Consider the following 16,110-nt stretch of genomic DNA (forward strand, 5'->3'; position numbering starts at 1 on the left):
GCCTGATTTGGTAAGCTGTAATTGTTGATGAAAAACTAAATGTTTGGCACATGATTTCGTATATCCTCAATAATATGGTTTGAGGGTCTCTACAAGGAACCGTAAAATCCTGGCTACGATAGGTATGTTTCGTATACCTATTCATAGACTCAGGATTTTTTGCTATTTTTCTGACTTCAGGAGGGACATATATGAGTAAATATGATGTGATCGTCGTTGGGGCAGGACCAGCCGGTATTTTTGCTTGCTATGAGCTTACAAGGAAGGCACCACATTGGAAGGTGCTGCTGGTAGATAAGGGACATGACATTTATCGCCGCCGTTGTCCGATTCTTGAGGAGAAGATTACACTTTGTCCGCCAGCAGCTGGACGTAAGGAATTTGCCGGCTGTCTGCCTGCGTGTTCGATTACGGCCGGGTTCGGTGGAGCAGGGGCCTATAGTGACGGCAAGTTCAATATTACGACTGAATTCGGCGGATGGTTAAGTGATTATTTACCCCAGTCTAAAGTGCTTGAGTTGATTAAATATGTTGATCAGATCAATCTCGATCATGGGGCGACAACGACGATCACCGATCCGACAACTGATGCCATCCGCAGCATTGAACAGCGTGGGTATGCTGCCGGATTGAAGCTGCTTCGGGCCCAGGTACGCCATTTGGGGACAGAGCAGAATCTGGAAATATTGAAGTCCATTTATGAATATTTGCAATCCCGGATCGATATGCTATTCAAAGCAGAAGTTGAAGATATAGTTACTGTCAAACAGGACGGGCAACATCAGATACAGGGTATTGTTCTGAAGAACGGTGAGGTGTACGAGGCAGATCAGGTCATGGTAGCCCCGGGGCGAGATGGCTCGGTGTGGTTGTCGGAAATATTGAAGAAGCGCAGATTGAAGATGACGAATAATCAAGTGGACGTCGGGGTGCGTGTGGAGACCTCAGACATTGTAATGCGGGAAATTAATGAACACCTATATGAAGGAAAGTTTATTTTCAACACCTCAGTGGGGACCCGAGTTCGCACCTTCTGCAGCAACCCATCCGGGCATGTGGTTGTCGAGAATCATACGGGAGTGATGGCGGCAAACGGCCATTCATATAAAGATCCGGCATTAGGCTCGGCGAACACCAATTTTGCCTTGCTGGTCTCTCATAAGTTCACCGATCCGTTCGACAAGCCGAATGAATATGCGCGCGAGATTTGCAAGAGAGCGAATGATCTGTCCAACGGTGGAGTAATCGTTCAGAAATATGGCGACATTCTGCGTGGAAGAAGATCGACGGCTGGAAGGATCGCGGAGGGCTTCCTGGAGCCGACATTGAAAGAGGCAGTGGCTGGTGATCTGGGGCTTGTCCTGCCATATAATACGATGAAGAGCCTGATCGAAATGGTTGAGGCACTGGATAAAGTAACGCCGGGAATCGCTTCAGAACATACGCTGTTCTACGGCGTTGAAGCAAAATTCTATTCCGCGCGTCCGAAGCTCTCAGAGGGGCTGGAGACGGAGATCAGCGGCTTGTTCTGCGGCGGGGATGGAGCTGGAATTACTCGTGGCCTGGCGCAGGCAGGGGCTGCAGGGGTATGGATCGCCCGTAGTATGATGGAGAAGATGAACTAGGCTAGCCGAAGTGACATACCAACTTCATAAGGACCGCCACTCACAGAGAAGCAGGTGATGGTGGCCCTTTTTTGCATATTGGAAGCCAAAAAATCTTGAATCGGAAAATCACAGGTTGATCTTAGGTAGAAGCTCCACGGATCGAGTTGCTATGGATTTCCATACTGTTAAATTGCAGGTCCTGCTGGATTCGCTTATATATATTCACGTAGCTGAACATGCTAACTACGATAGCGATTAGCAACGGAAGCAAGGCAAGGGCGATTGGTATGTACAGGCTCGTCTCGCCGGCAGAGATGATGGCTTCTTCCTGTTGCTCACGATGATCCGGGTATCGCTGCTTGATGGCGCTGATCTTATGCTTCGCGTGATACAGATATAGCTGATTCGCCATGCAGGCGAAGGCTGCCTGGAGGGAAAGACCAACCAGTAACATTGTGATGCATGCTCCTATGGAGAACGTATAGCCGGGAGAGAGAATCACCGCTGCAATCCCGATGATCGTTGGCGCAAGGAGCATGTAGAGGAAGAAGTATAAGTACATGCCTCGGTACAGCAGCCAATTTTGTCCGAATATAAAGGCTGGCCAATTCCAATGGGAAGCTTGCCTCCATTTATTCAAATAGCTGGCTGCGTTCTTCCCGATGAACAGTTGTAGCTCCTCATCCAATACGATTTGACCCTGCTGTGTGTATACAGAAGGCTCAGGTAGGCGCTGCCTATCTGCAATGACTCGTTCTCTCTGTGCGGTCCCGCAATGAAAACAGAATTTGTCAGTCTTCTCCAGAGCTGCGCCGCAATTTGTGCAATACATAGAGGCCTCCGTTCTGCATTGTAAGTTTATAGGTGGTTCCAAAGAACTATATCTTTATATTTATCGGAGCGGCTGTGGATGTTTTTAAGAGGTCTGAAGGGTTTGGTGAAAAAAATGAATGGCTTATCGTACAGCCGATGAATGGAAGCGTTGTCGATCTAGGTATGACGGTTTGATAACACATTCGTGCAAACGATTGCCCAAAGTTAAAAACGATGCTAGAATGCATGATATACAGTCTTTTGGACAACCTGTCTGGTAACTATGATGTGCAATTGATTCCTTACTAGACAGGCCCTGGAGGTAGCGGAACGTTTTAGGGATTTGTTGCCATATGATACATTGGCATCTGATAGACCTTTCTCGATTTTCTCGCACTTTCACACTTTCATGAGATAGGAGTGAAGCCAGTGTCGGTACAGAAGGAAAAGGATGTTGTTATGGATTATGGGGATCTAACTGTAACGGATGGAATTTCTGTGTTTGATCCTAAATTTGACGAAGTGTTCTACTATGATGGCGATGATTTAGGGGTTACCTATACACCGGAGCAGACTACGTTCAGATTGTGGGCACCAACGGCCTCTGAAGCGAGCGTGATGATCTATGATAGCTCGGATGGAGAGCTTGTTGAGCGCAAGCCGATGGTTCGTGACGTTCGTGGGACCTGGGTCCTTTCGGTGAACGGGGATTGCAATCATTGGTATTATACGTACGGCGTGCAGGTCGGCAGTCAGTGGAATGAGGCGGTTGATCCTTATGCCAAAGCTGTTGGTGTCAATGGGGACCGCGGGGTTGTACTCGATCTGAGCAGCACTCGGCCGCAGCGCTGGACGGAAGATAGGCCTCTATTGGCAGCTCCTGTCGATGCGGTGATTTACGAGCTTCATGTTAAGGACTTATCGATTCATCCGCAGAGCGGAAGCAGCTATCCAGGGAAGTTCCTTGGTTTGGCAGAGAGCAGTACGACAGGACCGGATGGAATACCAACAGGGCTCGATTATATTTCTGGACTTGGTGTAACCCATGTGCAGTTGCTGCCGGTATATGATTACGCAACGGAGAGCGTAGATGAGACGAAGCCGGAACTTCCACAATACAATTGGGGATATGATCCGAAAAATTATAATGTCCCGGAAGGCTCCTATGCCACGGATCCTTACTCCCCGGAGCTCAGAATCAGGGAGCTGAAGCAGACGATTCAGGCGCTCCATGACCGCGGAATCCGGGTCATTATGGATGTCGTGTACAATCACGTCTATGATGGATACTTGGTCAACTTCACCAAGCTTGTACCCGGCTATTATTTGCGTTATAAAGAGGATGGAACCTTCTCTAACGGCAGCTTCTGCGGAAATGAATGCGCTTCGGAGCGGGCGATGATGTCCAAGTTCATTGTCGATTCGGTCGTATATTGGGCGCAGGAGTATCATATGGATGGCTTCCGCTTTGACCTGATGGGACTAATGGATATCGCTACGATGAATGAGATCAGGCGTCGCCTCGATGAGATCGATCCTTCCATTATGATGATCGGAGAAGGCTGGGTGATGGACACAGTATTGCCAGAGGCCCAGCGTGCCAATCAGAGCAATGCTGCGCTTCTTCCGCGGATTGGCCAGTTCAATGATGGTTTCCGGGATGCGGTGAAGGGCGATATTTTCGTATATGGCCTGGAGGGATTTGTTAGTCTAGGATGCGGCTTCGAAGAGCAGGTGAAGCGAGGGATTGTCGGCGGGATCAAGTACGAGGGTGTAATCGCACAATATGCTGCTGAGCCAGATCAGACAGTCAACTATGTCGAATGCCATGATAATCATACGTTATGGGATAAGCTAGTGCTCTCTACGGATGGCCATACGGATGAGGAGCGGCGCAGCATGCACCGGCTTGCTTCGGCGATCGTCTTGACGAGCCAAGGCATTCCGTTCATCCATGCTGGACAGGAGTTCATGCGCACGAAGCAGGGGGTAGAGAACAGCTACAAATCCTCGATTGAGATTAATCAGATGGATTGGCAGCGCTGTGCCGAGCACCAGAGCGATGTCCTGTATATGTGCAGCCTGATTAAGCTGCGTCAGTCGCACCCGGCCTTCCGCTTGAGAACGGCGCGAGAGATCAGAAGGCATCTCCATTTCGAACAAGCGCCGGATCATGCCATCGCGTATACATTGCGCAATCATGCTGGAGGTGATCCGGATCGTCATCTGTATGTTCTGTACAATGCGAATCCAGAACCGACTACACTTCAGCTTCCAGAGCTTGGGGATTGGGAAGTGCATTTCGGCAAAGAGCACGTCATCTCCCTGAAGCAGCAGCAAATTCAAGTACATGGAGTAGGTATAGTTGTACTGGCCGTTCATGCTTGATAATAAGTAAAAAAGGGACATTCCTGAATCTGCATTCAGGAATGTCCCTTTAAGTTTGTCTTTATAAGTTTGACGAGGCGCTCTGATGCTTGATCTCGCCATGTCCGTCCACGGTATAGCTCGTGTCATATACGCTGATTGCCGCAGGAGCATCGGTCTCATTAATGACATGAATGCTGTCTCCGGTTACGTTCACCTTCAGACGTGAGTCACGGAACATCACCTTGAACGAGAAATTGTCCCAATGAGAGGGTACAAAAGGACGCAGAACCAATTCACCGTTAACGACGCGAAGCCCGCCGAAGCCCTGTACGATGGACATCCAGGTGCCTGCCATGCTGGTCGTATGACAGCCATCCTCTGTATCGTTGTTATAGTTGTCCAGATCGAGTCTGGCCGTCCGCAGATACATCTCATAGGCTTTCTCCTGATAACCGAGCTCGCAGGCAATAATAGAATGCACGCAAGGGGACAGGGAGGACTCATGTACCGTCATCGGCTCATAGAAATCGAAGTTCCGTTTCTTCGTATCGAGATCATAACGGTCGCCAAGGAAATACAAGCCCTGCAAGACATCAGCTTGCTTGATGAAGCAGGAACGCAAAATACGATCCCAGGACCAGTTCTGGTTGATCGGCAGATTTCCAGCCGGAAGGTCCTTCACAGCGATCAGTTCCTTATCTAGGAAGCCATCCTGCTGCAGGAACACACTACGTTCTTCATCGTACGGATAATACATATTGTCGATAATATGCTGCCATTGCTTCGTCTCTTCTTCCTGCAAATCAAGCTTGTCGATCAGAGCCTGATATCTGTCCGACTCATTAGCCTTCAGGTATTCAAGAACCTCCAGCGTATATTCGAGCGTCCAGACGGCAATCCGGTTCGTATACCAGTTGTTGTTGACGTTGTTCTCGTATTCGTTCGGTCCGGTAACGCCGAGCATGACGTATTTGTTCTTGGCCTTGGAGAAGTTCACGCGCTGCTCCCAGAAGCGGGAGATCTCAGCCAGCACTTCAAGTCCGTATTGGCCTAGATAGGCGAAGTCGCCAGTGTAATTCACATAGTTATAGATCGCATAGGCAATCGCACCATTACGGTGAATTTCCTCAAATGTAATCTCCCATTCGTTATGGCATTCCTCACCGTTCATCGTTACCATCGGGTAGAGGGCGCCTTTGGTGAAGCCGAGCTTCTTCGCATTCTCTTTAGCCTTCTCCAGATGCTTGTAGCGATAGATCAAGAGATTGCGGGCGATATGGGAATCCGCGGTACTAAGGTAGAAAGGAATGCAGTAAGCTTCTGTATCCCAATAAGTGCTTCCGCCGTATTTCTCACCTGTGAAGCCTTTCGGACCGATGTTGAGGCGGTCATCCTCACCGCTATAAGTCTGATTCAATTGGAAAATATTAAAGCGGATCGCCTGCTGCGCCGAGACATCGCCTTCGATAATAATATCGCTATCTCTCCACTTATCCGCCCATCCGGCAGCCTGTTCGCTGAGCAGGGTATCGAATCCGGCTTGCTTCGCTGCCGAGAGCAGGCTTTTGCCAGCTGGGACCAATTCGCCCAATCCGTGATCACGAGAGGTCACATTGGCTACATATTTGAACAAAGTAATCGGCTCATTTGCATGCGCCTCAACACTGACTTCACCGGCAACATATTTTTCCTTCTCACTTACGTTAGGTTGGATATCCAGCTTGACTCCATTCTTAAATACATCGAAGGACATTACCGAGGTCACATGGAAGTCCAACTTCTTCGTCTTCACCGTTAGATAATAAAGCTCAGGCTCGGCAGATTTTTCTACCTCCAGCCAGAACTTCTCCTCATAGTTGGAGTCCTTATTCTGTACATCCCCGTCAAGATATGGATTTAGCGTGATTGTCCCGCTAAAATTGAGCGGCGTTACCGTATAGCGAATCGCCCCGATCTCATGGCGTTTGACACTGACGAAGCGGATTGCTTCCACGGCCACCTCTTTGCCGTCCTTCAGCATAGCAGTAAAACGGCGGGACAGATACCCTTCCTTCATATTCAGCTCGCGCACGAAGTCCTTGACCTCGCACTCCGCCAGATCAAGCGCAGCGCCATCGATCGTGACATTGATTCCGATCCAGTTCGTACTATTCAGTACTTTGGCAAAATACTCCGGGTATCCGTTCTTCCACCAGCCTACGCGGGTTTTGTCCGGATAATATACTCCTGCCATGTAACTGCCCTGCAGGCTTGCGCCGCTGTATTGCTCTTCGAAATTGGCCCGTTGTCCCATATATCCGTTGCCGATGCTGAAGATACTCTCGGATATCTCATGGTTTTGCGGGTCGAAGGACTCTTCGATGATGGACCATTCATCTAATTTCAAATATTGCTTCACGTTGATCTTCTCCTTTTCATAACTGTCATTTATATGTTTAATGAGTGGTGAACAAAGCTATGCATCATATCAACAAGTCCTATTGCCTACCCTGTCTCCTGGAGGATCCTTAAGCTTGTTCGAGCTGATCTAGACGTTCCACGGTCATCTCGGCGAGGGAAGCGATCACGAAGTCAGCTTGGCTAAGCGTCGCCGGTGACCCGATACCGATGCAATTCATACCAGCGCGGCCCGCTGCTTCAATCCCGGCTTCGGCGTCCTCGAAGACGACACAGCTTCCTGGGGATATGCCAAGCTCCCGAGCTCCCAGTAGGAACACTTCAGGATCAGGTTTGGCACTGGAAGTATGTGTGCCGTCGATGATGGCATCGAAATAGGGGGTCAGTCCTGTATTGTTCAGGATGGTCATCGCATTTTTACTGGCTGAACCCAGAGCGGTCTTAAGTCCGTTCTCCCGGCAGGCTTGCAGAAATTCCAACGCTCCTGGCAAGATTTCCGTATGATCCATCCGGGATATCGATTCAACATACCAATCGTTCTTGCGTGCGGCCAGCTCCTGCTTCTTAGCATCCTCCAATGTAAGCTTCCCAATACTTAGCAGAATGTCGAGCGAGGCCATACGGCTAACGCCCTTTAATCTTTCGTTATCCTGCTCCGTAAAATCGAAGCCCAGCTCATTGGCCAGCCGCTTCCAGGCTAAATAGTGGTACTTGGCGGTGTCTACGAGAACACCGTCGAGGTCGAACAGACATGCTTGAATGTGACTCATCATATCTCCTCCTGCAATGAATAGTGAAATAACAGTGAATTACAAATTTGCGCAAACGTTTGAATCAATATCAAAAAATAAAAGAAGCGCGAATGCTTCCATTATTTTTGTAGAATGGGGACAATCCGAACATCAAGCCTTAGGAACGGAGAATATAGAAGACTCGCGTACAACCAGGCGATGTGGAATGACATATCTTGCTGTTACTTTATCGTTGTCCTTGTGTTGAATCGCTTGAATCAGCATCTGGGAAGCGGTGTATCCCATATTATAAATGCCGATATCGACACTGCTCAGCGGGGGTGTAGACATCTCCGCCAGCGGAATATTGTTGAAGCTTACCAGGCACAGATCGTCAGGAACCTTGTAGTTGAGCTCGTGCAATCCCCGTAATACGCCAAAGGAAATGACATCGTCGACCAGAACGATCGCTGTAGGGCGGTCGGGAAGATTCATAAAGAAAGAGATGGCCCGGTACCCGCTCTCCTGTAGGAATTCGCCTTCGACAATCCATTCCGGCTTCGATTCCAGCCCGGCATTGCTTAATGCCTGCAGGTAACCTTGCAAGCGATCCTTGGATACGACGAGCTCAGGAGGACCGCTGACAAATCCGATCCGCTGATGTCCGAGCGAGATCAAATGCTTCGTAGCATCGTAGGAGGCTTGTACATTATCTGTATCAACCGATAATATGTCGGCGTATTGCTCACTGCGCCCAATCAGGACGAACTTATGGTTATTTTGGTATAGAAAATCGACAACAGGATCGTCAGTTCTTGAATAGAGTAAGATCACCCCATCTACCCGGTGTCCGTTCAAGAGCCTTGCTACCCCTTCAACCTCATCTTTCTCATTGGCTCCGGAACTCAGCAGCACATCAAAACCTTGACGGTTAGCTTGGGTAACGATACCACGGATCAACTCCATGAAGAAGAAATTGGAGAACAGTTCTTCGGCAGACTTCGGCAGCATAATGCAAATGCTGTTGGTCGTCCGGGATACGAGGCTCTTAGCCATAATATTCGGATGATAGCCGAGCTCTTCCATAATTTCTCTTACTCTTCTTGAGGTTTCTGCGCTTATTCTGGGATGGTTGGATAGCACCCGGGACACGGTGGAGGGCGATACTCCTGCTTTTTTGGCGACGTCCTTGATCGTAACGGCCATTGAAATACTCTCCTTTGTGGAACCGTTTGCTTTACACAGTAATATTAATCGATACGGCATCGAATGTAAATAGGATTAGTGGTATCGTTTGCGCTAATGGCCTGCGTATTCAAACATCCGTCATAAACGCTTAATGCCTCGAGAAGACTTTCTCTTTAAAATAAAGCCCCCTCCTAATGCGGCTATAGATGTTGAACTAAAGAAAGGGCAGGGACTAGGCAAGAGGGTTCGATATTCAAAAGAAGAGAAGCTTTGAACATTTCACCCGGCTGCCTGTATCCGCACAATCATTAGTTCAATGTCTATAGTATGGGAGGGGGCGTGAATGAATTGCTTATTGTTCCGATGTTAGAATGGCGTAGCCATAAGCAGGCAGCCTTACCATCAGCTTGCCGTCAGCTGCTGTATAACCCTTACCACTGATCTTGTCCAGCCATAGCTTATCTGTCGTGTCGATCTCGAAGGTTTGGCCGGCGTCGTAATTGTTAAGCAATACAATTGCCGATTCTCCGCCGAGCTTACGCTCATAGGCGAGCTTCGAGCCATACTCCTCAGCTTCTAGGAAGCGGATTGTACCGGTGCGCAGCGGAGCCAGCTCCTTGCGCAAGGCGATCAGCTTGCGATAGAAGTCGAACAAGTCCTGATCCTGATGCTCAGGGCGCCATTCCATACATTTACGGCAATCTGGATCCGGTCCACCGTCAAGGCCGACTTCATCTCCATAGTAAATGCAAGGCGTGCCCATATAAGTGAATTGGAACAATGCAGCCAGTTTCATGCGATCCTTGTTATCATCGCACAGGGTCAACAAGCGGGGAGTATCATGGCTGTCCAGCAGATTGAAGGCCACTTCGCTCGCTTGTTGCGGATAACGGGAAATTTGCTTGCCGATGACACTGGCGAAGCTTTGAGCGTCCATCTTTTGCCGAATGACAAAATCAATTACCGCATTGGTGAACGGATAGTTCATTACGGCATCGAACTGGTCGCCTTGCAGCCAGGGAGAAGACTCATGCCAAATCTCACCGAGAATGTATGCTTCGGGATTCGCCTTCTTAACCACTTTGCGGAATTCGCGCCAGAACTGGTGGTCTACTTCATTCGCTACATCAAGTCGCCAGCCGTCAATGCCCACTTCTTTGATCCAGAATTCAGCGACATCCAGCAAATACTGCTTCGTCTCCGGGTTGCTGGTATTCAGCTTCGGCATGATCGGCTCGAACGAGAAGGTATCGTAGGTCGGTAGGCCACGGATCGGATCAAGCGGGAACTGATGAATATGGAACCAATCCTTGTAACGGGACTTCTCGCCCTTTTCCAGCACGTCAAGAAATGGGGCAAAAGCTTGCCCAGAGTGATTGAACACTGCGTCCAGCACTACCCGGATTCCCCGCTCATGGCAAGCCTTGACCAGCTTCTTCATCGTATTCACATCACCGAAATGCGGGTCAATCTTCATATAGTCCGTCGTATCGTACTTATGATTGGTTGTCGCCTCAAATACCGGTGTAAAATAAATGGCATTAATGCCGAGCTCGCTCAGGTGATCTAGATGATCAATAACCCCTTGTAGGTCTCCGCCAAAGAAGTTGTGGCGCTCTGGCTTACCGCCCCAAGGAAGCACACCCTCCGGGTCATTGTCCGGATTGCCGTTAGCGAAGCGTTCCGGGAAGATCTGATAGAACACAGCGTCCTTAACCCAGTTCGGGACAGTGAACACATCCGCCGGATTCAGGAAGGGGTATTCGAATAGGCGATCCGGATTTTCTGGACGTTCGGGAGAGAAGTTATCCTCTGTCATCCACATTTCTTGATCCGCGCTCTTGAGCAGGAATCCGTATTTGAGTCTGCGATACGTTGGTTTGATCGCACATTCCCAATAGTCGAACATTTCATCGCTAATCAGCTTCCGCATAGGAACCAGTTCCTTGCTCTGATCCCACATATATTTATCGCCAGCAAAAGCGAAAGCCTGTAATAGATCTCCCTTCTTGGCACGAAGGCGGAGATGAATCGTCCCTTGGTCATAAGCGTAGGACCAGTTGAGCTTAGGACGGTGGTAAACTGCTTCAAGCAACATAAGTAATCCTCCTGATTCTGTTATGATAGGTTGTGATAAAAACAAAAAAAGATACTCCAAAGCCGAAAAAACTAGGGCCGAGGATGTATCCTAACGATAACAGTGCCTTCAAATTGTATGACCCTATACAAGGGCCACATATGTAACATAAAAAATGATTTGTTCGACTGGATTATAGCATTGTTCAAACCTTTGCACAAGAGAGGTTCGGCAACTCCATTTTCGAACTACCTATTTTACTAAATTATATTGCTCGTTATAATGGGAGGTACCAACGACTATGAGCGTACAAGCCTGGAAATAGGATCGGAGGGGCACATGACTACACTGAAGGAAATTGCAGAACGGGTAGGTGTATCCATCTCGACTGTGTCGCGGGTCATTAATCAGAATGATAGCAGAAGGATTAGTGAAGAGACGAAGCAGAAGATATGGAAGGCTGCTAAGGAAATGGACTATAGTTCAACCCGCAGGACAAAGTCTGCCAAGACGAAGCAGGGCAGGGATGCTTCATTGGCTAGACCCGCTATCGGATGTATATTAGCGCTGCAGGATAACAAATACAATCATCCTTACTTCTCCCCGATTATTCAGGGGATCGAAGCGAAGCTGCTGGAAAGAGGCCTATCTATGGCCTTCTTACATACGCAAGCTGAACTGCATAACGAAGCTGTATTGGAATCTATGCTGGAAGTGACGAATCTGCAGGGCATTATTTGCATCGAGGGGTTAAGCAAGGAACTCTATAAGCGGCTCAAGGGACGGGTTCCGCTGCTCGTAGGTATCGATGTGAATGACCCGGATATTCCGGTCGTTACCTATGATCGGGTCGCGGCGGCCCAAATAGCAGTCAAACATCTGATCGAGCGCGGCCACACAAGAATCGGATTCATTGGCGGGATCGGCTTATCGGGCAGCCTGGACCGGGAGAAGCGGTATGCTGGCTATCGCAAAACACTTGAGGAGCACGGATTGGAATACCGGGACGAGTGGGTCATTAACGCTAATTGGGACGCGGATGAGAGCTATCAGAGAATGAAGGCTCTTCTTGATCTGCCTGAACGGCCGACAGCGATGTTCAGTGCCAGCGATATGCTGGCCATTGGAGCAATGAGGGCAGCTGCCGAAGTAGGGATGAGCCTGCCTTTGGACATGTCTTTTGTCAGCATAGATGATATTGAGTTCTCCAAATATACAGCGCCGCCATTAACGACAGTGCAAGTTCCAAAATATGAAATGGGCTATGCAGCAGCCAGAATAATGGTGGACAGCATGGAGGAGGCCTATCCATTTCCATTTCGAATGCAAGTTCCTGTTCAGCTTAAAAAGCGGCAATCAGTTCATCCCATGAAATAAGAGGACTGTGAAGATCGACGGGGTATTGTCGAAATTCAGGTCCTTTTTTCTAAGCAATAATTTGCCCCAAATAAATAAATATTATAATTAATTTGCGCAAATGTATTGACTCAGCAAATCGACGGATGTATGATGTAAGCGTTATGATGAATGGCGATATAATGCTGTTGAATTGCAATTTTTATTGCGGTCATACGATATACCTGGCGATATTACAGTTCCCAGGATCGTATGTTATATTAGCAGAGAAGGACGACTCATCTAGTTAACTCATTCGTTATTTGCGCAACTTTTGCACTAATTTGCATTAATGTTGCATGATCACTTATTGCGCTGAAGCTGTACGAATTGTGTTGATCTGCAGGTCCACATCTCTGCCAGCAAGCTTTCATTCTACCACTACATATGGGAGGCAGCGTACATATGGAGCAAGTCAGATTAGGGATCATTGGAGCAAGAGGAAGAGGTATCATTGCGAAGTATTGGCATAACCCGGAGGGTCGCTCGGTTGTTGTCGGTGCGGCGGACGTCGATCCCAAGAAGCTGGGGGAGTTCAAAGAGGATGTAAATCCGGATGCGTTCGTAACGACGGACTATCGTGAGCTTATTGCCCGTGAGGATATAGATGCGATTGCTGTCATGTCGCCGGATTATTGTCATGAGGAGCATGCGATAGCGGCCTTGAAGGCAGGCAAGCATGTGTTCTGTGAGAAGCCGCTCGCGATTACAGTGGACGGCTGTGACAATATATTAAGAGCATGGAAGGAATCCGGCAAGCATCTGATGGTCGGCTTCAACATGCGTTATATGAACATGTACCGCACGATGAAGGAAATCGTTGATTCAGGTGTGATTGGCGAGATCAAGGCCGTATGGGTGCGTCACTTTGTCGGACTTGGGGGCTATTATTATTATCATGACTGGCATGCCAATTCTAAGAATACGACCGGACTACTGCTCCAGAAGGGATCGCATGATCTGGATGTCATTCACTGGATCACTGGCCGATATGCAACGAAGGTTAGCGCGTTCGGCAGCCTGGATTTCTATGGCGGAGATAAGCCTAATGATCTGACTTGTCCAACTTGCAGCGAGCGGGAGACTTGCACGGAAGCAAGTCCGGGACGACTTATTCAATGCGCCTTCCGCGAAGAGGTGAATGTCGAGGATAACAATATGGTTATCATGGAACTTGAAGGCGGCATCAAAGCCTCGTATCTTCAATGTCATTTTACTCCGGATTATCAGCGCAATTATGTGTTCATTGGTACGGAAGGTCGGATGGAGAATAGCGAGCCTGAGAATAAGGTATATGTGAAGACGAGACTTTCGAACAATGCCAGGGAACTCTCCGATCGCGTCTATCATATCAAGGAAGCCGAAGGCTCCCACGGTGGTGCAGATCCGAATATTTGCAAGGACTTCATCGATATGATTCTCGATGGCAAACAACCGGTAGCTACTCCAATCGCGGGAAGAATGAGCGTAGCTGTGGGCTGCGCTGCGACAGAGTCAATTCGTGCCGGGGGTAAGGTTGTTCAGATATCCCCTGCACCTGAATTCATGGAACAGTGATTTTTTAACTATGTGTCCACACCCTTTATATATAGCTGTCCTCGTCGTTGTTGAAACGGCGCAGGACGGCCTTTTTTTTACTTATGGAAGAGGGAACTAGGGGTTGTAACAAATGATTCTGGGCACGCGTTAAAATCTTACAGCTTGCTACCCAGGTAAGATTTAGGAGGATCCCTAAGGCAGTTCCGGGGTCAAGATCTGTATATCAATGTCAACACAAGTATATAGAATGCATGCGTTTACATTTCTATACTTGAATTAAGAAAGCAGTAGTGAACTCAAAAAGTCATATGGAGGGGTAATATGAACAGAAAGGCAAAGATGCTTCTAGTCTTAACATTAGTGTTCAGCCTGGCGCTTACAGCGTGTGGCAAAGCTGAGGAGAAAGCTGAGCAGCCACAGAAGCCGGAAACTTCAGCAGCGCAAGAGGATCCGAATACAGTGGTCGAAGTATCGACCGTAGTACCGAGTGACCAATATTTAAAGTTTGATGAAGGCGAGACGTACGACAAGAATGCGGTTTACGATCAGTACGAGAAAGACATTGGTGTGAAAATTACAAATAAATGGATCACGGACACAAGCCAATTTAAAGAGAAGGTTAAGATGACGATCGCTTCCAATGATCTGCCGGATTTCATGCCAGTCAACGCAACTCAGCTAAAAGAATTAACGGAAGCAGATATGATTATGGATTTGACGGATATATACGAGCAGTATGCAACGGATCAAACGAAGGAATTCTTCCAGAAGGATGGCGGCATGCAGATGAAATCTGCTATGTTCGACGGCAAGCTGATGGGAATTCCGAGATCGTCTAACCCTCTATATCTCCAATTCTTATACGTTCGTACAGATTGGCTGAAAGAGATGAATCTTCCTGAACCGAAGACGATGGATGATCTGATGAAGATCTCTGAGGCATTTTCAAAGAGAACTGAAAACGGTAAATCGTACGGCCTTGCCGTTAGTAAAGATCCTTTTAATGTCGATACAGGCGTGACGGGACTTAGAGCCTTCCTAAACGGTTACCATGCATACGAGAACATGTGGATCGAAGACGGGAACGGCAATTTAGTGAATAGCGATATTCAGCCTGAAATGAAAAATGCTCTTGCCGCATTGCAGGATATGTTCAAGAAAGGCCTGATTGATCCGGAATTTGCTGTTAAGGATGCAGAGAAGGAAGCGGAGTTAATCTACAATAATCAAATTGGGCTTGTATATGGTGCTTCTTGGGTGCCAGCACAGCTTGTCAAAGGTGCAGTTAAGGATGGCAAGGTTGTTCAGGAGTGGGGGGTCTATCCAATACCTTCAGTAGACGGCAATCCAGCCTTGAACCAAATTGGCCTAGGTGCGGACGAATATTATGTCGTAGCGAAGCAAGCCAAGCATCCGGAAGGTTTTATTAAGCTGCTTAATCAGTGGATTGTGGTGGATAACGCACTCGATCCGACAGAAGATCAAAAGATATATATGTACGGTAAAGATCGCAAGGAGAAAGGGAACAACTATTGGCTGCTCAGCCCTGTCCGCGTAGGCAACCAAACAGACAATAACGGAGCCATCTTGCCGAAAGCAATTGCTGACAAGGATGAAAGCATTCTAGAGACCGCAGATCAGCGAACTCGTTATGGAAGAGCTATGCAATATTTGGATGGAGATACAAGCTTGTGGTGGGAATATTTAATCTCTGGTCCTAATGGCGCGTTCTCGATCGTTCCAAAGGTACAGGAAGAGAAACTTTATTTGCAAAACAAGTTTTATGGTGCACCTACGCCGACTATGGCAGATCGGGAGGAAATCCTGAAGAAGAAGCGGGACGAAGTGTTCTTTAAAATTATTATGAATCAAGTTTCCGTCGATGAATTTGATAAATTTGCTGCCGAGTGGAAGAAGCTTGGCGGAGATGAAATGACTAAAGAAGTGAACGAATGGTACGCCGATCATAAATAAAGCACATTCAGTATAGAGG

10 protein-coding genes and 1 riboswitch are annotated in these 16,110 nt (G+C 48.0%); of the genes, 5 read left to right on the plus strand and 5 right to left on the minus strand.

Features of this window, described 5'->3' with window-relative positions; all coding sequences use genetic code 11:
- Window positions 1-36 precede the first annotated feature (36 nt).
- Window positions 37-136: riboswitch (purine riboswitch) on the plus strand.
- 55 nt (window positions 137-191) lie between these two features.
- Window positions 192-1,625, plus strand: a complete 1,434-nt coding sequence (locus tag ABD014_RS20680; RefSeq protein WP_343864390.1) for an NAD(P)/FAD-dependent oxidoreductase — start codon at window positions 192-194, stop codon at window positions 1,623-1,625.
- Window positions 1,626-1,746: 121 nt separating this feature from the next.
- On the opposite strand, the gene ABD014_RS20685 is transcribed toward ABD014_RS20680, so the two are convergent.
- Window positions 1,747-2,439: a DUF2628 domain-containing protein gene (locus tag ABD014_RS20685; RefSeq protein ID WP_343864392.1), complete on the minus strand. Its 693-nt coding sequence runs from the start codon at window positions 2,437-2,439 to the stop codon at window positions 1,747-1,749.
- A gap of 410 nt (window positions 2,440-2,849) precedes the next feature.
- Between ABD014_RS20685 and pulA the strand changes: the two genes are divergently transcribed.
- Complete coding sequence (gene pulA, locus ABD014_RS20690; protein WP_343864394.1) at window positions 2,850-4,808, plus strand: type I pullulanase; 1,959 nt, start codon at window positions 2,850-2,852, stop codon at window positions 4,806-4,808.
- A 61-nt stretch (window positions 4,809-4,869) separates the two neighbouring features.
- Here pulA and ABD014_RS20695 read toward each other — a convergent pair whose 3' ends face one another.
- The 4 genes from ABD014_RS20695 to ABD014_RS20710 all read right to left on the minus strand — a co-directional run bounded on the left by ABD014_RS20695 (window position 4,870) and on the right by ABD014_RS20710 (window position 11,204).
- Window positions 4,870-7,188, minus strand: coding sequence for a glycoside hydrolase family 65 protein (locus tag ABD014_RS20695; RefSeq protein ID WP_343864396.1), 2,319 nt, complete (start codon window positions 7,186-7,188; stop codon window positions 4,870-4,872).
- A 109-nt stretch (window positions 7,189-7,297) separates the two neighbouring features.
- A complete protein-coding gene (gene pgmB / locus ABD014_RS20700) occupies window positions 7,298-7,957 on the minus strand; it encodes a beta-phosphoglucomutase (RefSeq protein ID WP_343864549.1) in 660 nt (219 codons plus the stop codon).
- Window positions 7,958-8,089: 132 nt separating this feature from the next.
- On the minus strand, window positions 8,090-9,124 hold the full coding sequence (locus ABD014_RS20705) for a LacI family DNA-binding transcriptional regulator (RefSeq protein WP_343864398.1): 1,035 nt from the start codon (window positions 9,122-9,124) through the stop codon (window positions 8,090-8,092).
- 334 nt (window positions 9,125-9,458) lie between these two features.
- The gene (locus ABD014_RS20710) at window positions 9,459-11,204 is read right to left on the minus strand and encodes an alpha-glycosidase (RefSeq protein WP_343864400.1); all 1,746 of its coding nucleotides are present in this window, start codon (window positions 11,202-11,204) and stop codon (window positions 9,459-9,461) included.
- 318 nt (window positions 11,205-11,522) lie between these two features.
- On the opposite strand from ABD014_RS20710, the gene ABD014_RS20715 reads away from it, so the two are divergent.
- From ABD014_RS20715 to ABD014_RS20725, 3 genes are all read left to right on the plus strand, one after another.
- Entirely contained in the window at window positions 11,523-12,560 is a 1,038-nt protein-coding gene (locus ABD014_RS20715; RefSeq protein WP_343864402.1) for a LacI family DNA-binding transcriptional regulator, read from the plus strand.
- A gap of 423 nt (window positions 12,561-12,983) precedes the next feature.
- Window positions 12,984-14,135: a Gfo/Idh/MocA family protein gene (locus ABD014_RS20720; RefSeq protein WP_343864404.1), complete on the plus strand. Its 1,152-nt coding sequence runs from the start codon at window positions 12,984-12,986 to the stop codon at window positions 14,133-14,135.
- Between the two features lie 303 nt (window positions 14,136-14,438).
- Window positions 14,439-16,091 carry an extracellular solute-binding protein gene (locus ABD014_RS20725; RefSeq protein WP_343864406.1) on the plus strand — a complete coding sequence of 551 codons (1,653 nt, stop codon included), beginning with the start codon at window positions 14,439-14,441 and terminating at the stop codon, window positions 16,089-16,091.
- The last annotated feature ends 19 nt before the right edge of the window (window positions 16,092-16,110 follow it).

The sequence above is a fragment of the Paenibacillus motobuensis genome, from assembly GCF_039521865.1.
Taxonomy (GTDB): Bacteria; Bacillota; Bacilli; order Paenibacillales; family Paenibacillaceae; genus Fontibacillus; species Fontibacillus motobuensis.